Source organism: Ectobacillus ponti (assembly GCF_024294785.1).
GTDB lineage: Bacteria > Bacillota > Bacilli > Bacillales > Bacillaceae_G > Ectobacillus > Ectobacillus ponti.
In genome coordinates this window covers 137,972-157,250 of sequence record NZ_JANCLT010000004.1, presented here as the reverse complement: position 1 = coordinate 157,250, position 19,279 = coordinate 137,972, and the positions used below count along the sequence as shown (strand labels likewise).

Genomic DNA, 19,279 nt, shown 5'->3' with positions numbered 1-19,279 from the left:
AATATGACCAAAGTAATAGCCCATCAATGGAATCCTTGGTTTTACCGGATTCTGATTGATGGGCTATTTTGTATTCCGGCTCAGTGCAGCCTTATCCCCTTTACGTTCTACTCTTGTGATACAGAAACCGATTTCCGTATCCGGCCCCCTTTTTTCATGTAAAAGAAAAGCCAGTCCGCAATAGACTAGCTTTTCTTTTGCATGGCCAATGCCTTATAAAACAGCTTCTCAGCCTCTTCATACAGCTCTGCCAACTGAATATAGGAGTGGTGGTGCGCAGGCTGCGCAATAATGAAGCGCAATCGTTCCTCCACATTGACAGGCTTTCGCTGCAGTTGCCCGAGGCCGTCATATAGATGCACCAGAGATTTCACCGGAACCCCATTCAGCCAGTGCAGCAAAGAAAGCAAGTAGGCCGTATACCGTACCATCGGCTCCTTCGCTGCCTCTTTTTGACGCTCACGGAATAATTGCGCAATGCTTGTATGTTCATCCTTCCATCTTTTCAATAAAAGCGGAATGCTGCTCTCCATCTGCTGCCAAGGCTTAGGAAGATCAGGCAGATCTGCCAGTATGTCATACAGAAGATACTGCTCCCCAAAAATCTTCTCCCCATCATCCTGCAGCACTGCCCCAGGTGAAAAGAACGGGATAACAAGATAGGCAGAAGGCACTGCGAATTTGCTCATTTTTGCTTCACCTTCATACGCTTTTTACCTTCCCGGCACAGCTCCAGCAGCGGGCAAATTTCACACTGTGGCCGTTGGGCTTTGCAATGGTAGCGGCCAAAGAAAATCATGCGGTGATGCGTCAAGCCCCATTCCTCCATGGGCACCTTTTTCATCAGCGCCTTTTCAACCTCCAGCACTGAATCCTTCCAGCGGCAAAATCCAAGGCGCTTGCTGACACGTTCCACATGTGTGTCCACAGCAATAGCAGGGATGTCAAAGGCAACAGACACGACAACATTTGCTGTCTTCCTGCCCACACCCGGCAGCTTCGTCAGTTCATCCCGGTCACGGGGCACTTCGCCGCCATATTCATCAATGAGCAGCTGGCAAAGCTTTTGGATGTTCTTGGCCTTATTGCGGTACAGCCCGATGGAGCGAATATCATGCTGCAGCTCCTCCAATGACACAGCGAGATAATCCTCAGGTGTTTGATACTTTCGAAATAAATCCTTGGTGACTCTGTTCACAAGTGCATCTGTGCACTGTGCAGACAAGGCCACCGCAATCACGAGCTCAAAGGGATTCTCATGATTCAATTCACAATGAGCATCAGGAAACATGTTGCCCATTACATCTAAACAGTATCGAATTTGCTTTTGCGTTAACATCATGCCCTGGCTGCCGCGAGCCAGTCCTCCTCTCTATGCTGTCCTATTGCTCCAGCCAATTATAAAACGGCACTTTGCCTGTATATTTCGGTTCCTTCTTCGGCTGCGGGCGTGTTTGGTGCGCCCGGAACTTCCTGCTGTGGTTTTGTGCTTCCTCCACTGTTTGAATGCCGTTTTTCTTCCATTCGAAGAGGATGCGGTCGATATAACGGAAATTCAGCTTGCCGCTCATCACAGCCTCCCGCAATGCCGATTGAATTAAAGAGGCATCATGCTCATCCTGGTCCTGCCACATGGCGAGCGTTTCGCATTCAAATGGCGAGAGCGGCCGGCCAAACTCTTTTTCGAACATGCTGTACAGACTTATATGTGCCTGCTCCGTGCGCTCCTGCTCCTGCTCCATGTTCTCCTGCATCAGCAGTTGCAGCATTTTCTCCCACAGCGGCTGCAGGGAGTAGACCTCGGACATAAGCGCTTCCTGCTTTCGATTTCCTTCAATTGTCACAAAGCCGCGTTGCATCAGGCTCCGTATGACCTCCATCGCCTGTGCGGGTGTAATGGTCATCCGACCCGCAATTTCATTGGGCGTCGGAAAGGCATTGCCGCACTCTAAAAACGTATGGATATGCAAAATAATCATAAATTCCAATTCATTTAAGCCAAGCTTTCGGTATTGCATCATAAGAAGCTTCGGGATCGCGATGCTTCCTTGTTCAAACCACTGAATCATTGCTTTCTTTTTCATCGCCGGTACACCTCGCTTTCTAGTATATCACAGGCATGGTTCTGCTACTGTTGCCAATGATTGAATTGTATAGCGTTATGTTGTGAAGCAAAATGATAAGGAATTTCTTCCCCATTGACTCGAAACGATTTAAAAAACCTCCCTGTTTTCATTTTGGGAGGTTTCTACATCCTGTATACAATTTATGGATACAGAAGGAAAGGCTGTGCAAAGCCAGCCTTTCACTTTCTCATTCAGCATTTCTTTTCCATAAATGCCTTCATGCGCCGTACGGCTTCCTCCAGCTGCTCCAGGGACGTAGCGTAGGACAAGCGCACGTTGTCAGGCGCCCCAAAGCCGGAGCCCGGTACAAGCGCGACTTTTTCCTCCTCCAGCAACGCTTTTGTCCATGCATCAACGGAGTCATAGCCGGCCATCACAGCTGCACGCTTGGCATTCGGGAACAGGTAGAATGCACCTTGCGGCTTCAGACAGCTGAATCCTGGAATTTCCAACAGCTGCTCATGAATGATGTTCAATCTGCTCTCAAAGGCCTGGCGCATCACTTCCAGCTCGTCCTCCGGGTGCTGATAGGCGGCAATAGTTGCATATTGCGCCATTGATGTCGGGTTGGACGTGCTGTGGCTTGCCAGGTTCGTCATTGCCTTAATAAGCTCCTTGTTGCCCGCTGCATAGCCAATCCGCCAGCCTGTCATGGAATGTGATTTGGACACGCCATTAATCACAACTGTCAGCTCCTTCAGCTCCGGAGAGAGCTGCGCAACAGAAACATGCTTGTTTCCCCCGTACACGAGCTTTTCATAAATTTCGTCAGACACAATCAAGACATTGTGCTCCAGACACACTTCCCCCAATGCTTGAAGCTCCTCTGCCGTATACAGCATGCCCGTCGGGTTGCTTGGGGAATTGATGATGACTGCCTTTGTCCGGTCCGTAATAGCCGCACGCAGCTGTTCCGGCGTGATTTTGAAGGAGTTGCTTTCTGCCCCTTCCACGTACACCGGCACACCTTCTGCCAGCTTGACCTGCTCCGGATAGCTCACCCAATACGGAGTTGGGATAATCACTTCGTCCCCCTCATCCAGCAGCACCTGAAACAGCGTGTACAGCGCATGCTTTGCACCGTTGCAAACGATAATTTGTGACGGCTCATACGCAAGACCCTGGTCACGGTCAAACTTCCTGACAATTTCCTGCTTTAAGGATGCCAAACCCGCTGTCGGTGTGTATTTCGTATGTCCCGCCAGCATGGCCTGATAAGCCGCATCAATGATATACTGCGGCGTGTTAAAATCCGGTTCCCCGGCGCCAAGACCGATTACATCGTGACCCTGCGCTTTCAGTTCCTGCGCCTTTGCTGTAATCTCCAACGTGGTAGATGGAGTCAATGCCGCTACTCTTTTTGCCAGCTTCATGCTATGTTCCCCCTGCATCTATTGTGAAATACTATAAGTGACGTCGCGCTTGCCATCTTTAAACCGCATGTAATAGTAAGCGTAACGATTCTCTTGGTCAATATATGTAACAACCCATAAGGGAGTCTCGTCCTCGGCGCCTAATTTCACGTTGATGATCTCTCTCGGCTGTTCTTCCTTCGTGACCATTTGCCGGGCCTGCCGCTTCGAAATGCCCTCGTTCGCCATGTACATAAGCGTTTTGCCTTTTCCTTCCGGCACAAATACGATCCATTCTTCTCCGGCATCATCTGTTCCCTGCACCACTGCATACGAGGACTTACCATGATAATAGTCCACATTGCTGACCTTGACAAGTGCCGCTTTGTCCTCAGCTGCCGCAACCGCCTTGTTGCCGCCGGGAATCTTCTGACTCATCGTTTCATTATAAATATTCATTGCATATGCAGCCAATAGCGCTGCTGTCGCAATACATGCTGCCACCCACTTTTTCATTGTATCACTACGTTCTGTAAATCGTAAATACAGCAGTATCTTTATCTTGGTTGTCCAAAGCTAGACCGAACATTACGTCCCGTTCCTTTAAAGTCCGGTTCAGGATGTCGACCACTTTATACAAATCAGATGTATATTGAACCCTCGTGGTTGCCAGCACTTCAATTTTCTTCTCCATGGATGATCCTCCGTTACACAAAATTTCTACTTATATAAGAAAGCTGTTCGGTTACAATAACAGTACACTCGATCCACGCTTTATTACCCATCTATTATAGCAGGTCAGTTACACTGAAAAAAGACTTGCTTCAAAACGAGTGCCATTTGAATATTGTTTTCGGCTTTACAAAATTTCCTCCTACCCACATTGATGCCTGTAGCTGTCTCCTGCAGGCTTTTTTCATGTTTCCTGCAGGAGCTTCAGCAGTTCCTCCAATGGCTTCTCATACAGGGGAACCTTTGGAATGGACTCCACAAACCGTTTTCCATAAAAGGAATTCGTAATCCGGCGATCCAATACGAAGAAGGTTCCGCTGTCCTGCTTTGTGCGGATGAGACGACCGAACCCCTGCTTAAAGCGAATGATGGCCTGCGGCAGCGATACCTCCAAAAATGGATTTTTCCCCTGACGTTCCGCCAAAGCCGCCTTCGCCGCCGCCAGCGGATGATCCGGAGGCGCAAAGGGAAGCCGCACCATAATGAGGCAGCTTAAATCCTCTCCGGGAATGTCCACTCCCTCCCAAAAGCTGTTTGTTCCAAATAAAATCGCCTTATCGAACTGCCGGAAATGCTTTGTGATGCGGGTGCGGCTGCCGCTGTTCACCCCTTGTGCCAGCAAGGCAAACTCAGCCAGCTCCTCCCGCTCTTTCATAACAGCATGCGTGCGCCGCAGCATATCATATGAAGTAAACAGCACAAGCATCCGGCCACCGGTTACGGTTGCAATCCGGGCCAGCTGCTCCGCCACCGCGGCTGCATATTCTTCGGCAGACACACGCTTCACGTGCGGAAGGTCAGTCGGAATCATCAGCTTTACTTGCTTTTCGTAAGCAAAGGGAGATGCCACAGACAGCGTGCTCGGATGGAAATCTGTCAAGCCGAGCGAGTCAATCATATACTGGAAGGAATCATGGACCGTCAGAGTGGCAGATGTGAGAATCACACTCTTTTTCCGGGCAAAGAGCTGGTCAGCCAGCTTCTCGCTCACATCTGCCGGCTGTGCATACAGCACCGTGGTGTGTATGGTGCCCTTCGCTTCTGTCTCCATCCAGGTTATACTCCCTTCCTGCTGCTCCAACAGCAGACGGGTGAGGTTCTCCTGCGATTGCTGCAGCGCGCCTACAAGGCGGCGGAACTCCCCAGCCACCAAAAGGCCCGTGCAGTAGGGATGGCGGTGCAGTTCCTGAACCGCTTCGTTCAGCAGCGGCAGCAGCCGGTCATACAGGGCTGACACACGGCTGGCGCTTTCCTGGATGGCCCGCCAGAGCCGCCCGCGCTCCCGGCCGGCTTCATAACGGTACAGCAGCCGCACATTTCCTTCTACTCCCCCGCCGCGGCTGCGCTCAAAAATGTATGCACGCAGCATGCGGAACAGTTCGTCAGACTCCAGCTTCAGCTCCTTCAGCAAGCGGTGCAGCAGCCGGAAGGAACGGCCCTCCGAAATGCCGTATTCCTTGGCAAGCTCATACACATGAAACAGCACTTCATTTGTATCCAGTGTGCCAATCCGTGACAGCAGCAGTTGAAACTGCATGCAGGAGAATTGTCGGCCCAGGCTTTGACTCGCTGTTTCCTCTATATGGTGCGCTTCATCCAAAATCACATGCTCGCAGGAAGCGAGCAGCGATTCCTCTTGCTGTAAATCCTGCAGCAGCAGGGTATGATTTGTAATGACTAAGTCAGCAAACAGAGCCCTGTGCTTAGCCCGTTCATAAAAGCAGCGGCTCGACCAAGGATTTTGCTTGCTCCGGCTGCTCTGGTCGCAGCAAATCCGCTCCCACAGCAGGCGGCCGCCGCTCGGCAGATTCAGCTCATCCACATCACCGGTTTCTGTTTCCAGCAGCCAGACCACAATTTTTGCTTTTGTCAGGATGCTGTCATAATTGTGGTCTTCCTCCCGCAGAGCCTGTTCAAATTTATGTAAACAAATATAGTGCTTCCGTCCCTTCAGCAAGGAAACTTCAAATGTAAAAGGCAGCAGCCGCTGCAAGAGCGGTATTTCCTTGTCAATCACCTGCTGCTGCAGCTGTACAGTGTGTGTGCTTACTACAACAGGAACAGATTTCTCCTTGGAGAATACTAAAGCCGGCAGCAAATATGCCAAGGTTTTGCCGACGCCCGTCCCCGCTTCAATCAGCGAATAGCGATTCTCCGCCAAAGCATGGTACACTTCTTGAATCATCTGCTCCTGCCCTTCCCGCTTCTCGTATCCCGGGCGATGCCGCAGCACTGTCTCAACGTGGTGGATGGCCTCTTCAAACGAAAGCGGCTCCTGCTGGTCCATCTGTACGCGATAGCTCCTTGTTCTCAGGGCGAGGCTGCGGAACACATCCCAGTCTTCCTCTTCCTTCCCGCTTTGCAGCTTTTTCATAATATGCGGCGAGAGAAGGCGGCCGATATCACTTTTAAAGCCATGGCTCAGCTCATACATCGCCTGCAGCGCCTGCAAAGGGAGCCGCGACAGCTTCTCCTGCAGCTCCATCAGCAACTGCGCCGTCACCATCGCGTCGCTGTCGGCGCGGTGCGGCTGGTCATGCTCCAATGCAAAGACTTTTGCCAAATCGCCGAGCTTATGGCTTTCTGCAGTGGGCAGCAGAATGCGCGCCAGCTCAACTGTATCCAGATTCGGGCAATCCAGCTGCGGCAGCCCGGCCTGCCGCAGCTCTTCCTGCAGAAAATTCCAGTCGAAGTGAACATTATGCGCCACAAAGCAGGAATCCTGCAGCAGCTCGACGATCATTGGCGCAACATCACGGAACCGGGGCGCATGCTGCACCAGCTCCCGGCTGATTCCTGTCAGCTCGACAATAAAAGGCGGAATATCCCGATCCGGATTCACAAAGGTTGAGAAAATCTCCGTTATCTCATTATGTTCAATGACAACAGCGGCAAATTGGGTAATGCGGTCAGTGCCGTCCTTGGCGCTGTTGCCCGTTGTTTCGATATCTACCACAACATATCTTTCACTCACTTGCTACACCTCAATCTATCGACCGGTATGTCCCGTTCTTATTGTTACTATACCACGTTTCCGCACATCCTAATAAAAACAGACCAAAAATCCCCATGCTGCCATGGGGATTTTTCTTACAAAATGGTTGCTGCCGGCTCGCGGCCAAGCATCTCCACGATATTGTTTTCTTCATCCAGGACAGCGATACGCGGCTCATGCGATGCCACCCCTTCATCCGGGACAAGTCCATAACAGATAATAATTACTTTATCTCCAGGCTGTACGAGACGGGCAGCTGCACCGTTCAGGCAAATCACCTTGCTCCCCCGCGCTCCTGTAATGACATATGTTTCAAACCGTGCGCCATTGTTATTATTGACGATCTGCACCTTCTCATTTTCCGCCAAACCAACGGCATCCATCAGGTCCTCGTCAATCGTAATGCTGCCCACGTAGTTTAAATTTGCTTCGGTTACTGTAGCACGATGCAATTTTGCTCTCATCATTGTGCGAAACATGGCTGCTCCCCCTTATTCAACCGTTAAAATAATATTGTCAATGAGCCTTGCCCTGGCAAACTTCACGGCCACCGCAATGATAAACGTACCGGCCAGCTCGCTGACAGACTCCAATTCCGGATAGGAATATAGCTGTATATAATCCATTTCCCCTTCAGTATGGGACACGATATGATCTCGCACCAGTGCCGTCAACGCTTCCGGACAGCGTTCCCCTTGCTCTGCCGCCTGACGGGCAAGCTGAAGCCCCTGGTAAATCGCCGGGGCCTGCGCACGCTCGCGTTCAGACAGGTAGACATTGCGGGAACTCTTCGCTAAACCGTCAGCTTCCCGAACCGTGGCAACAGGCACGAGCGTGACAGGAATATTATAATCGGAAATGACACCCTGCACAACTGCCACCTGCTGGGCGTCCTTCAAGCCGAAATAGGCGCGGTGCGGCATGACAATGTTGAACAGCTTCAGCAAAACAGCCGCCACACCGTCAAAATGGCCGGGGCGCTTTGCCCCGCAAAGCACATCGGTGCGCGATGTGACCGTCACCTTTGTTGTCATCGGTGCCGGATACATCTCTTCCGTGCTTGGATAGAACAGGTAATCTGCACCTGTTTCACGGGCAAGCTGCTCATCCCGCTCAATATCCCGCGGATACCGGTCAAAATCCTCATTTGGGCCGAACTGCAGCGGATTGACAAACACACTGAGCACAACAATATCGTTTTCTTGTCTGGCCTGCTGCAGCAAGGTCATATGGCCTTCATGAAGAAAGCCCATCGTCGGCACAAAGCCAATTGTTTTTCCTTCCGCCCGCAGCTGCAGCATGCGCTGCTGGATCTCTTGAATGCTTGAGATTATTTGCATGTCATCTGTCCCCCATATAAAGCCGTCAGCTCTTCCTCCTTCATGGTGAAGGAGTGCGCATCGTCCGGGAATTGCCTTGCCTTTACCTCATCCCGGTACTGGATGATGCCTCTGACAATTTCATCTTGTACTGCCGCATAGGATTTCACAAACTTCGGCACACGGCCGACGCCATAGGTAATAATGTCATGGTATACAAGCACTTGGCCATCTGTTTTACTGCCCGCACCAATGCCGATTGTCGGAATCTGCAGCATGGCAGAAATCTCCGCCCCCAGCTGCTTCGGTACGCATTCCAGCACGAGAGCAACAGCACCGGCCTCCTCGCAGGCCTTCGCATCCGCCAACAGCTTACGGGCGCTTTCCGCGTCCTTTCCTTGCACCTTATAGCCGCCAAGTACGCCTACAGATTGCGGTGTGAGGCCAAGATGCGCCACTACAGGCACACCGGCATGCGTCAGCAGACGGATAGTTTCAAGCACTTCATCCGCCCCTTCCACCTTCAAGGCATGCGCGCCTGCTTCCTGCATGATGCGCCGGGCATTTTGCATCGTGTCCTCTTTTGACACGTGATAGGACATGAACGGCATGTCTGTCACAATGAACGTGTCTTTCGCGCCGCGGAGCACCGCTTTTGTATGATGGATCATATCCTCCACAGTCACCGGAATTGTGGAGTCATAGCCAAGCACCACCATACCAAGGGAGTCACCGACAAGAATCATATCTACGCCGGCTTGCTCGGCCAACCGTCCCGACGGATAGTCATAAGCCGTCACCATCACGATTGCCTCGCCGTTTTGCTTCATCTGCAGGAAATCCTTCGTATTCTTCATATGTCTCCTCCTTCTTTGCCGGCTAGAGGAGATGACGACAGTAAAAATCCTTCTCTCCATAGGAAAGAAGGATTGTATCAGCTGCTTCATCCCTCTGTCCCGGTCCATTGGATCCAGGCAGAACCCATTTTTGAATACTGTGTATAACGGGTGCAGTTCGACAAGATACTGCCCTTTCTCTCGTTCATTATACCAAACTGCTGCAATTATTTCCTAGTTTAAATTTCAATATCAGCAGAATGGATGGCATGTATGCGGCCATCCCGGTCCTCAAGCAGCAGGACGCCCTCTTCGGTAATGCCCTTGGCCGTGCCCACAATTGTGCTTGTGACTGTACGTGCGGTAATTTCTCTGCCGATGCTGATGGCATAGCTTTCCCACAGCAGTTTAATAATGCCGAAGCCGTTCGTCAAGTACTCCTTGTACAGCTTCTCCAGCTGCAGAAATACAGCCTGCATGAGGCTTGCCCGCGGGAATGCTGTACCTGCTTCTATTGCCAGTGAGGTCGCGATTGGCAAGATTTCCTCGGCAAAATGCTCCCGCTGCTGATTGACATTCACGCCGATGCCGATAATCACCGCGTTGACCTGGTCCGGATCAGCCTGCAGCTCTGTTAAAATGCCGACTGCCTTTTTGCCTCCAATTAAAATGTCGTTTGGCCATTTGATGCCGACCGACAAGCCTGTTACCTGTTCAATTGCCTGGGCCACGCTTACAGCTGCCAGCAGGGTAAGCTGCGGCGCCTGCTGCACGGGGATAGCCGGACGCAGAATGATGCTCATCCAAACCCCGGTTCCTTTCGGCGAGTGCCATATTCGGCTCAGCCGGCCGCGGCCGGCTGTCTGCTCCTCTGCCACAACAACCGTTCCCTCAGGTGCCCCCTCAAAGGCCAAGCGTGCTGCAATTTTTTGAGTCGAATCCACCGTTTCCTCATAATGAATGTGACGCCCGATCACTTCTGTTTGCAGGCCCAGGCTGATTTCATTGTTGGTCACCTTGTCCGGCTTTTTGGCAATGCGGTACCCAAGGCGCCGCACCGCCTCGAGTTCATAGCCCTCCCGGCGCAAATCCTCCATATGCTTCCAAATCGCTGTGCGGGAGCATCCTAATTTTTCACTGATGGTTTGTCCTGACACAAATTCCCCGTCAGCTTCGGAAAATACTTCAAGAAGCTGTTGTCTTATAGAAGATTGCATTGCTTCAGCCACCCCTTAATCCGTTCTTTCTCATTCACCAAACTCCCGCTGACAATCTCCCGTTCTGCCGCCGCGAGGCAATCAGCCACCCAAGGCCCGGCAGGCTTGTCTGACCAGGACAAAATGTCCCGTCCCGTCACCTGCATGTCCTGCCGCGAATGCATCGGGAGCTGCTTGTACAGTCGGCGGATGCTCTCCGCATCAGGCGCCGTTCCCTTTACAGCAGCAAGCAGGCGCTCTGCCATCATGGCCGTCTCCTCCCCGGCCTGATACAGCAGGTACGCGGATAATGGCTGATTCAGGCGTTGCTGCAGTACCCGCAACACCTCCAGAATCTCCTTCAGCCTCCGATTGGGCAGCTTCCACTGCCTGCACACATCCTCCGCGTCCGCCTTCGCCATCCAAATGATCAATGCCCATGCTTCCGTTTCCGTCTGTATACCGGCCCAATTATGCCCGGCAGCCTCCAGCAGCTCCTCCCCTTTCTGCTCCAGAAGAGGAAGGTGCTCATGCAGTTTTGTCTGAACGAGCAGCTGCAGGGCTTGCGATACGGCCGGTCCAAGCAGCAGCTTCGTAAACTCCACAGCCATCCGCTCCACTGCGATGTGCTGCAGCAAATGCCGATGTGTCCGAATGGCTGTCTCTGTACGCGGACAGAGCGTGAAGTCCAGTGTGCTGACAAAGCGGATGCCGCGCATCATGCGCAGGGCATCCTCTTGAAACCGTTCGTCTGCCTGCCCTACCGTTTCAATCAGCCGCCGTTCCAGTGCCTGCCGGCCGCAGAATGGATCCACGATGGTTCCATCCTCCCGCATAGCAATCGCATTCATTGTGAAATCGCGGCGCTTCAGATCCTCTGTAAGCGATCGGACAAACACAACCTCACTCGGGCGCCGAAAATCCTCATAGCCGGCTTCGGTACGGAAGGTGGTTACCTCATACGGTATGCCCTCTTGCAGGACGACAACAGTCCCATGCTGCAAGCCCACCGGCACATGCTTCGGAAAGAGGCGCATGACCTCCTCAGGCAGGGCTGCCGTGGCAATATCAATATCGCCAATTGGACGCTGCAGCAAATAGTCCCGGACACTTCCGCCGACAAAATATGCTTCAAACCCGTTCTCACGCAGGGTGCGTAAAATGCGGGCCGCCTGCTTAAACTGCTCCATGCCGGCTCATCCCCAATACATCACGGTAGATTTGTTCATACTGCGAGACGATATGAGCGGAGCCAAACCGCTCTGACGCCGCCTGAAGTGCTTTCTGGCACATTTCGTGATACAGAACGTCATCCTGCAATAGTGCCGCCGCCCGATCCGCCACAGCTTCAATATCGCCAAGAGCGCAAATGTAGCCATTCTCCCCGTCCTGAATCACTTCGGGAATGCCGCCAATATCTGTGCCAATGCACGGAATGCCGCAAGACATCGCTTCCAGCAGCACTAGGCCGAAGCTTTCCTTCTCAGAGAGCAGCAGGAGCAAATCACTCATTGACAGCAAATCCTCCACGTTCTCCTGCTTGCCGACAAACAACACCTTCTCCTCCAGACCAAGCTGCTTTACAAGATCCGTCATGGCATACTGCTCCGGTCCGTCTCCCACAAGCAGCAGCTTTGCGGGAACCTGTTGCTGCACCAGCGCAAAAGCCTTGATGACATCCTGCACACGCTTTACTTTTCGGAAGTTGGACACATGGATGAGCACTTTCTCCTCCGGCGCAATCTCGTATTCCCGGCGCAGATGGTTCATATCGCGCTTCCGGTACACCCGCTCATCAATAAAATTGTATACCGTTCGGATGTCCTTATCCGGCTGAATGAGCTCATGCGTTTGCTCGACAAGGGAATGCGACACGGCCGTCACGACATCTGACTGTTCGATGCTGAAGCGAATTAAATTCTTCATGGAAGCATCGTAGCCCAAAATCGTAATATCCGTTCCATGGAGAGTCGTTACGACCTTCAGACGGCCGCCCGTCATCTGCTTCGCCAAGTATCCGCATACGGCATGCGGCATGGCATAGTGCACGTGAATCAAATCAAGCTGCTCCCGCTCCGCCACCTCCGCAATTTTGCTGGCAAGAGCCAAATCATACGGCGGATATTGAAACACCGAATACTCGTTCACTTGCACCTCATGGAAGAAAATGTTCGGATAAAACTTATTCAGGCGAAAAGGAACACTCGACGTAATAAAGTGGATTTCGTGCCCTCGTTCTGCCAGCAGCTTGCCAAGCTCTGTCCCGACCACGCCGGACCCGCCCACGGATGGATAACAGGTAATACCGATTTTCAGCTTCATAATATACCTCCTATATCCAGCAGCAGCGGTTTTTTGCTCAGGAATCCCTCCGCATACATCGTGCCCATTTCTTTGCCAAGCAGCTTTTCTCTGGCTGTCACCGCTTCGACATACCCTTCTGTCAATGGTGTACTGACACCGTCTCCTTTCGTAAACTGGCTGCGATACGCCTGCAAGGACGCAATTTTCGTCTCCATTTCCGCGGAAGTGTCTATGCAGAAGGAAGGACGGTGGAAATCGTTAATCATATAGTAGTACGTTCGCCCAACCCGATGCGCTTCCAAATGGGGCATATATTTCCGAATGCCGGCCGAAAACACAGCTTCATCCACCAAACGGGCACATTGACCATGATCCGGATGGCGGTCCTCATAATAAGGCGCAAACACCAACTTCGGCCGATACGCCCGAATTGCTTCCGTAATACGCTGAATATAGGCTTCCTCCACTCTCAATCCGCGATCTGGAATGCCCAGGTTCAATCTCACTGCAGCGCCAAGAATAGAGGCTGCCTCGGCAGCCTCCTCTTTGCGCAGGGACACTGTTCCGTTTGAGGAAAGCTCGGCCTCTGTGAGATCACAAATCCCCACACGGTATCCCTGCTTTGTAAGCTTGGCGATAGTGCCCGCCATGCCGATTTCCACATCATCTGCATGCGCGCCAAATGCCAGTACATCTAATTCCTTCATGCTCGTTCCCTCTTTACTTTTTTCAATAGTTCAGGTGACCACGCTCCAGTGCGTGTGCACCCGCCATACTTGCCGCCGATGACAGGCATACACGTCACTCATGGACTGCAGGCTTATGAAGCTGCGTTGTGAGAGGATTGCGGAACTCATGCTTCGCAACCATCATGACAAGCGCTCCCGACTGGCAGCGGGTGACCGTGAGTCCGGTTTTCCCATCATACAGAGGCCGGTTGTGCCGGCCGTGAATCATCCATGCTCTGCCGCTGATCCTTGCGTGCAAGCAAAGCTAACTTCCTCTGCGATGTATCAGTCCATAATATTTTCTAAGCCGTACACAAGTGTATCCAGTTGCATCACCGTTTCAATAGCCAGCTTTACGCCTGACATAAAGGATGCACGGTTAAAGGAATCATGGCGAATGGTAAGCATTTGGCCATCCCCGCCAAACAGCACCTCCTGATGAGCAACCAATCCTGGCAGCCGCACACTATGCACATGGATGCCGTCCACATTGGCGCCGCGCGCGCCTGTCCACGTCTCTGTCTCATTTGGATGCCCCTGCTGCTTTGGTGTACGGGCCGTGCGGATCAGGTCTACTGTCTTCATGGCCGTCCCAGACGGGGCATCGAGCTTTTGGTCATGATGCAGTTCAATGACCTCCACATCCTGAAAATACTTGGCAGCCATTTGGGCAAACTTCATCATGAGCACCGCCCCCACTGCGAAATTCGGAGCGATAATGGTGCCAATGCCGCGTTCTTTGGCAGTATGCGTCAAGTCTTGCAGTTCAGCTTCCGTAAAGCCGGTTGTGCCAATGACAGAACGGACGCCGTGCTGCATGGCGATATGTACATGCTTCTTGCCAATCTCCGGTGTCGTCAAATCCAGCAGCACATCCGCCTGCACTTCCTGCAGGCATTGTGCCAGATCCTCATAGACAGGAGCGTCCAGAGCCGGCAATCCGGCAATATCTGCAATGCGCTTGCCGCCGTTGACACGGTCCACGGCGCCAACCAGCTGCAGATTTGGTGTTCTTTCAATAAGGCGCAGCGCCTCCTGCCCCATCCGGCCGCGCGGTCCTGCCAGTACAACTGCAATTGTCTTCATTCCTTTGTCTCTCCCTCATCGATACGTGTCCATCTGTCTTTGTCACGCGTATTAAATTTATGCATCACCATATTATGAGCCTGTTCCAAGTCAATGTTCAAGCTATTTGCCAAGCAAATCATGACAAATAATACATCGCCAAGCTCCTCATCTATCTTTTTCTCTTTCTCGGTTGTTTTTTTCGGTTTCTCGCCATAATAGTGGTTGATTTCGCGCGCAAGTTCGCCCAGTTCCTCTGTCAGGCGGGCCATCATTGCCAACGGACTGAAGTACCCTTCTTTAAATTGGCCGATATACGCGTCCACTTCCTGCTGCATTTCGTGCATGGTTTTGCGTTCCATCTTGCTTCCACTCCTTCTGTTCCTATGTTAGCCAATTCTGCAGAAGTTGACAAACTTTAACGATATTTATTTTGGGGGAGATATGCATAATCTATAGACACGACAGAATTCTGCATATTTTTACAATGTTTGCCAAAGATGGACGTATACACTATAATAAGTTGTTGGATTATGGAACAAGGGGGAATTCGATGCTCGCACACATACGCATGCAAAATATTCTATATATCTTATTTGGCGCAGCCATTTTCTCCTTCGGCATTGTCAACATCAATATTGCCAATCAACTGGCCGAAGGCGGATTCACCGGCATCACGCTGCTGTTGTACTTTGTTTTCAATCTGGATCCATCCTATACAAATCTGGTGCTGAACATCCCGCTCTTTTTTGTCGGATGGAAGATGCTTGGGCGCACAACCTTCCTGTACACCATTATCGGGACAGTCAGCGTATCCGTGTTTCTCTGGTTGTTCCAGCGCTACGACATATTCAATATACACCTGGACCTGAAAAAGGACATGACTCTGGCTGCTCTGTTTGCCGGTGTATTCATCGGTGTCGGACTTGGCATTATCTTCCGGTACGGGGGAACCACAGGCGGCGTGGACATTATCGCCCGGCTGGCCCATAAGTATGCCGGCTGGAGCATGGGAAAAACGATGTTTCTGTTCGATGCGGTGGTAATTGTCATTTCTATCATCACATACCTCTCCTACCGGCAAGGCATGTATACACTGGTGGCTGTGTTTATCGGCGCAAGAGTCATTGATTTCATGCAGGAAGGGGCTTATGCCGCCAAGGGCGCTACCATCATTTCGGAACGGAATGAGGAAATTGCCGCCAAAATCCTCTCCGAAATGGACAGGGGTGCCACATATCTGCGGGCGATGGGCACCTATACAAAGGTAGAGCGAAATGTTCTGTATTGTGTGGTTGCCCGCAACGAAATTGTGAAGCTGAAATCCATCATTACCTCCATCGACCCGCACGCCTTTGTTGCGGTCAGCGATGTGCATGATGTGATCGGTGAAGGCTTCACGCTCGACGAAAACAAAAACCCGCTCCATACCTAGAACACCACACACAAAAAAGCGATCTGGATATGCCAGATCGCTTTTTCTGTTCAGGCTCCTCAGTCATCACTGCGCTGCATGCCTGTATAAATCAGCACAAGACGCAAAAGCTCAAATACCGCTACCGCCGCTGCAGCAACATACGTGAGCGCCGCTGCATTCAGCACTCTGCGGGCATCACGCTCTTCTGCATGGTCCACAATGCCAAGTCCGGCAATCTGCTTCATTGCCCGGCCGGAAGCATCAAACTCCACCGGCAGGGTGATGATTTGGAACAGCACCCCCGCCGCCATCAGCACAATGCCAAGCAGCAGCATGTTGGAAAGCTGCGCGAAAATCCCAATCATAACGAAGACCCAGGATAAATTCGAACCGAAGCTCGCCACCGGAACAAGCGCATGGCGGAAGCGAAGGAAGCTGTAGTCCTTTGCATGCTGGATTGCATGGCCTACTTCATGAGCTGCGACCGCTGTTCCGGCTACAGATTGGCCGTAATAATTACTGGTAGACAAACGGACAGTCCGGGAACGCGGGTCATAATGGTCAGATAAATGTCCCGGTGTTTCTTCCACTGCCACATCATAAAGGCCATTGGCATCCAAAATGCGGCGCGCCACCTGCGCTCCGGTCATCCCGGATGTGGAGTATACCTGTGAATACTTGCTGTAGGCACTGCGTACCCGCGCCTGTGCGTACAGCGGGATAACGAGAATGATGATGAAGTAGATGATATAGAGCATTGCAACCTCCTACAAAGCTGTTGTATTTGTATTGTATGTATCTTTAGGAGTGCTGTCAAAGAAAACGTGTCTCACCCGTTTTCGGACTCCAGAGGGCGCTTTTTCCTTTCTTGTTCACCTTTGTATTTTCTCCAACCGACATAAGTTAATGTAAAAATGATAATGCCGCCGGTAGTAATCATAATCCAGACCAAGGAAGGCTCCGCCTCGTCCTTGCCGGCATTTTGAAACATTTTGTCCAAGTCATCCCGGATGATGCGCAGCTGCCGCCCGCTGTCCTTGCTCTTCATCATCGTGCCGCGATACTCATCCAGATAAGACAGGTGCGCATTTACCTGCTGCAGATCTTCCTTCCGCAAATCCACCACAAGGCTTGGATAGACGATTTCCATTTCATACAAAAACACATTCAAGTCGAGCTGGAACATGTCGTCCTTTCCATCCTTTGCCGCTTGCTCCATTTTCGCAAAGGCCTCCATCACCTGTTGACGGCGCGATTGCCAGAGCGGCTGATACTTTGATGTCGCAGCATCCAGCACGAGGCGCAGCGACAGAAGTTCATCCTCCTTCACCTTCTGACTTGCTTCCGTATTCCGAACGGCTGCAGCCGCTTTGTCATAGGCCATAGAAATCACACGTACATGCTCAGGCGCCGTACCAGCGCTGCTGCCGGCAAATGCGGTGGGGAAGTAGCGCATAATCTCGTCCGCTTTATTCCACTCCTTGTTCTTCACGAGCTGAATGGTCTGGTCCACCAGTTCATCCAGTTCGCTCCAATCCTTTGCATGCGCCCGAGGCGGCATGAACAACAAAAATATGATCAGCAGTAGAATCAGTCGTTTCATTCCTGTCCCCCCCACAACTTCTACTACAATCTATGAGGATTGGGACAAGAATAGACCTTACAAGCTCATCGTACGCCGTTTTGGATGGAGGCAGAGCAGGTAGGCCAGCACGATCGCGCTGATGCTGAGCCAGAAGGTAAAGTACCCGATCGGCTGATAGAGCTGGTCCAGAATCCCGTAATGCGGCATCTGCCGAAACACATAATCAATCACAACATCGTGCAGTGTCCATACAGCAGCAAAGGCCAGATGCCAGCTCTTCATCCGATAGAACGGCGCATATAAAATTCCTTGGACGGCCATCGCACCATGCGAAGCCATCAGCATATAGCCGGTCCAATCAAGCGTCCCTGCCGCCAGCAGCAGCAGCACATTCATCACAACCGCCCAAATGCCGTATTTGTACAAGGTCACCAGCGCCAGTGCCTCAAACAGCCCCCAGTTTTTCCGCAGCAAAAAGGCAATCAGCACAAACATAAAAAACAGGCTTGCCGTCGGGCTGTCCGGCACAAACAGGAGGAATTGCGGCTTTGTCTCCACAAGCTGATATTGATACCAAATGTACCCATATACAGTGCCCAGCGTATTTACGATAAGCAGCAGCCACAGCACGCCGCGGCTGCGCAAAAAATGATATAAAAATGCCACTCTGATTCCCTCAGCTTTCTATGTATAAGTCCTTTCCATTATATACGCACCGGCTGAAAAGAAAAAGCCGGCTGCAGCAGCAGCCGGTCTTTCCTATTGTCCAGCCTCTCCGGACAGCTTACTGCCAGGGAGAACCTTCGCTTTTTTTCATTATTTCTTATTATACTGAGCAATGTACTCAGACAGCTTTTTCAGCTCTTCGTCTGTACCCTTGAAGACGCCGGCAGGCATTTTGCCTCTGCCTTCCTTCGCAATCTTTGCGATTTCTTCCGGCTTCAGCGTCAAGCCTTGCAGCTGTGGCGCAGCCGCGCCGCCCTGCAGATTATCACCGTGGCAAGTCAAGCAAGTGTTGGCCTGCATCACTTTATAGCCATCAGCATTTTTGTCAACCTCTACAGTTTTCTTAATGGCTCCTTGCTTCTTGGCAGCTTCCCAGTCATGGTGCGCAACAGATTCCCAAGTCAGGAACACCGTTGCCGCCAAGGCCAGCAGCATAAAGCCGACTGCGACCGGACGTTTCTTTGGACGGCGTTCCGGACCGCGGTCCAGGAACGGAGCCAGCAGCAATGAACCGAAAGCCAAACCCGGCATGATGAATGCGCCAATTGTTGTATATGGGCCTGATGCGTAAGAATACTTCAACAGCTGATACAAGAATAAGAAATACCAGTCTGGAAGCGGTATGTAGCCCGTGTCTGTCGGATCGGCAATCCGCTCAAGCGGCGATGGATGCGCCACTGTCAAACAAAGATATCCAACCAAGAATACTGAGCCTACCATCCATTCCTTCAACAGAAAGTTCGGCCAAAATGCCTCCGTCTTTCCCGGATATTCAGAATAGTCTTTTGGAATATTCGGCTTGCGCATGGATAATGCCGGCACGCGCGAATCTCCCACGAATTTCATCCCTTTGCCGCGATGCATAATCTCCCTCCTTTAAATACCGTACAATCTATCA

The 19,279-nt window shown here is 51.7% G+C and carries 22 protein-coding genes; 1 reads left to right on the top strand and 21 read right to left on the bottom strand.

Annotated elements, in window-relative coordinates; all coding sequences use genetic code 11:
- Positions 1 to 185: 185 nt before the first annotated feature.
- The 17 genes from NK662_RS09580 to NK662_RS09500 all read right to left on the bottom strand — a co-directional run bounded on the left by NK662_RS09580 (position 186) and on the right by NK662_RS09500 (position 15,015).
- Positions 186 to 689 (bottom strand): YpoC family protein, encoded by a 504-nt coding sequence (locus tag NK662_RS09580; RefSeq protein ID WP_254758704.1) that lies wholly within the window; start codon positions 687 to 689, stop codon positions 186 to 188.
- A complete protein-coding gene (gene nth, locus NK662_RS09575) occupies positions 686 to 1,339 on the bottom strand; it encodes an endonuclease III (RefSeq protein WP_254758915.1) in 654 nt (217 codons plus the stop codon). Before nth ends, NK662_RS09580 begins: the two co-directional genes overlap by 4 nt.
- 43 nt (positions 1,340 to 1,382) lie before the next feature.
- Positions 1,383 to 2,084 (bottom strand): DnaD domain-containing protein, encoded by a 702-nt coding sequence (locus tag NK662_RS09570; RefSeq protein WP_254758703.1) that lies wholly within the window; start codon positions 2,082 to 2,084, stop codon positions 1,383 to 1,385.
- Positions 2,085 to 2,317: 233 nt separating this feature from the next.
- A complete protein-coding gene (locus NK662_RS09565; protein ID WP_254758702.1) occupies positions 2,318 to 3,499 on the bottom strand; it encodes a pyridoxal phosphate-dependent aminotransferase in 1,182 nt (393 codons plus the stop codon).
- A gap of 18 nt (positions 3,500 to 3,517) precedes the next feature.
- Positions 3,518 to 3,994: a cell wall elongation regulator TseB-like domain-containing protein gene (locus tag NK662_RS09560; RefSeq protein ID WP_254758701.1), complete on the bottom strand. Its 477-nt coding sequence runs from the start codon at positions 3,992 to 3,994 to the stop codon at positions 3,518 to 3,520.
- Between the two features lie 7 nt (positions 3,995 to 4,001).
- Positions 4,002 to 4,172, bottom strand: coding sequence for a YpmA family protein (locus NK662_RS09555; protein ID WP_254758700.1), 171 nt, complete (start codon positions 4,170 to 4,172; stop codon positions 4,002 to 4,004).
- A 222-nt stretch (positions 4,173 to 4,394) separates the two neighbouring features.
- Positions 4,395 to 7,184: an ATP-dependent DNA helicase DinG gene (gene dinG, locus NK662_RS09550; protein WP_254758699.1), complete on the bottom strand. Its 2,790-nt coding sequence runs from the start codon at positions 7,182 to 7,184 to the stop codon at positions 4,395 to 4,397.
- Positions 7,185 to 7,300: 116 nt separating this feature from the next.
- Positions 7,301 to 7,684, bottom strand: a complete 384-nt coding sequence (gene panD / locus NK662_RS09545) for an aspartate 1-decarboxylase (protein WP_254758698.1) — start codon at positions 7,682 to 7,684, stop codon at positions 7,301 to 7,303.
- A 12-nt stretch (positions 7,685 to 7,696) separates the two neighbouring features.
- The gene (panC, locus tag NK662_RS09540) at positions 7,697 to 8,545 is read right to left on the bottom strand and encodes a pantoate--beta-alanine ligase (protein ID WP_254758697.1); all 849 of its coding nucleotides are present in this window, start codon (positions 8,543 to 8,545) and stop codon (positions 7,697 to 7,699) included.
- Positions 8,536 to 9,381 (bottom strand): 3-methyl-2-oxobutanoate hydroxymethyltransferase, encoded by an 846-nt coding sequence (gene panB, locus NK662_RS09535; RefSeq protein WP_254758696.1) that lies wholly within the window; start codon positions 9,379 to 9,381, stop codon positions 8,536 to 8,538. Before panB ends, panC begins: the two co-directional genes overlap by 10 nt.
- A 218-nt stretch (positions 9,382 to 9,599) precedes the next feature.
- Positions 9,600 to 10,577 (bottom strand): biotin--[acetyl-CoA-carboxylase] ligase, encoded by a 978-nt coding sequence (locus tag NK662_RS09530; RefSeq protein WP_254758695.1) that lies wholly within the window; start codon positions 10,575 to 10,577, stop codon positions 9,600 to 9,602.
- Positions 10,562 to 11,746 (bottom strand): CCA tRNA nucleotidyltransferase, encoded by a 1,185-nt coding sequence (locus NK662_RS09525; protein ID WP_254758694.1) that lies wholly within the window; start codon positions 11,744 to 11,746, stop codon positions 10,562 to 10,564. Before NK662_RS09525 ends, NK662_RS09530 begins: the two co-directional genes overlap by 16 nt.
- A complete protein-coding gene (gene bshA / locus NK662_RS09520) occupies positions 11,733 to 12,878 on the bottom strand; it encodes an N-acetyl-alpha-D-glucosaminyl L-malate synthase BshA (RefSeq protein WP_254758693.1) in 1,146 nt (381 codons plus the stop codon). Before bshA ends, NK662_RS09525 begins: the two co-directional genes overlap by 14 nt.
- Entirely contained in the window at positions 12,875 to 13,567 is a 693-nt protein-coding gene (bshB1, locus tag NK662_RS09515; RefSeq protein ID WP_254758692.1) for a bacillithiol biosynthesis deacetylase BshB1, read from the bottom strand. Before bshB1 ends, bshA begins: the two co-directional genes overlap by 4 nt.
- Before the next feature lie 94 nt (positions 13,568 to 13,661).
- Positions 13,662 to 13,847 (bottom strand): hypothetical protein, encoded by a 186-nt coding sequence (locus NK662_RS09510; protein ID WP_254758691.1) that lies wholly within the window; start codon positions 13,845 to 13,847, stop codon positions 13,662 to 13,664.
- 26 nt (positions 13,848 to 13,873) lie between these two features.
- A complete protein-coding gene (dapB, locus tag NK662_RS09505) occupies positions 13,874 to 14,674 on the bottom strand; it encodes a 4-hydroxy-tetrahydrodipicolinate reductase (protein WP_254758690.1) in 801 nt (266 codons plus the stop codon).
- Positions 14,671 to 15,015, bottom strand: coding sequence for a nucleotide pyrophosphohydrolase (locus NK662_RS09500; RefSeq protein ID WP_254758689.1), 345 nt, complete (start codon positions 15,013 to 15,015; stop codon positions 14,671 to 14,673). The genes dapB and NK662_RS09500 overlap by 4 nt, the downstream gene beginning before the upstream one ends.
- A 209-nt stretch (positions 15,016 to 15,224) precedes the next feature.
- On the opposite strand from NK662_RS09500, the gene NK662_RS09495 reads away from it, so the two are divergent.
- Positions 15,225 to 16,088 carry a YitT family protein gene (locus tag NK662_RS09495; protein WP_438503610.1) on the top strand — a complete coding sequence of 288 codons (864 nt, stop codon included), beginning with the start codon at positions 15,225 to 15,227 and terminating at the stop codon, positions 16,086 to 16,088.
- Between the two features lie 59 nt (positions 16,089 to 16,147).
- On the opposite strand, the gene NK662_RS09490 is transcribed toward NK662_RS09495, so the two are convergent.
- The 4 genes from NK662_RS09490 to NK662_RS09475 form a co-directional block, all read right to left on the bottom strand.
- Positions 16,148 to 16,828, bottom strand: coding sequence for a zinc metallopeptidase (locus NK662_RS09490; protein WP_254758687.1), 681 nt, complete (start codon positions 16,826 to 16,828; stop codon positions 16,148 to 16,150).
- 71 nt (positions 16,829 to 16,899) lie between these two features.
- Entirely contained in the window at positions 16,900 to 17,673 is a 774-nt protein-coding gene (gene ypjB / locus NK662_RS09485) for a sporulation protein YpjB (protein ID WP_254758686.1), read from the bottom strand.
- Between the two features lie 57 nt (positions 17,674 to 17,730).
- Positions 17,731 to 18,321 carry a lipoprotein heptaprenylglyceryl N-acetyltransferase LhaT gene (gene lhaT, locus NK662_RS09480; protein WP_254758685.1) on the bottom strand — a complete coding sequence of 197 codons (591 nt, stop codon included), beginning with the start codon at positions 18,319 to 18,321 and terminating at the stop codon, positions 17,731 to 17,733.
- 150 nt (positions 18,322 to 18,471) lie between these two features.
- Complete coding sequence (locus tag NK662_RS09475; protein WP_254758684.1) at positions 18,472 to 19,245, bottom strand: menaquinol-cytochrome c reductase cytochrome b/c subunit; 774 nt, start codon at positions 19,243 to 19,245, stop codon at positions 18,472 to 18,474.
- Positions 19,246 to 19,279: the final 34 nt, after the last annotated feature.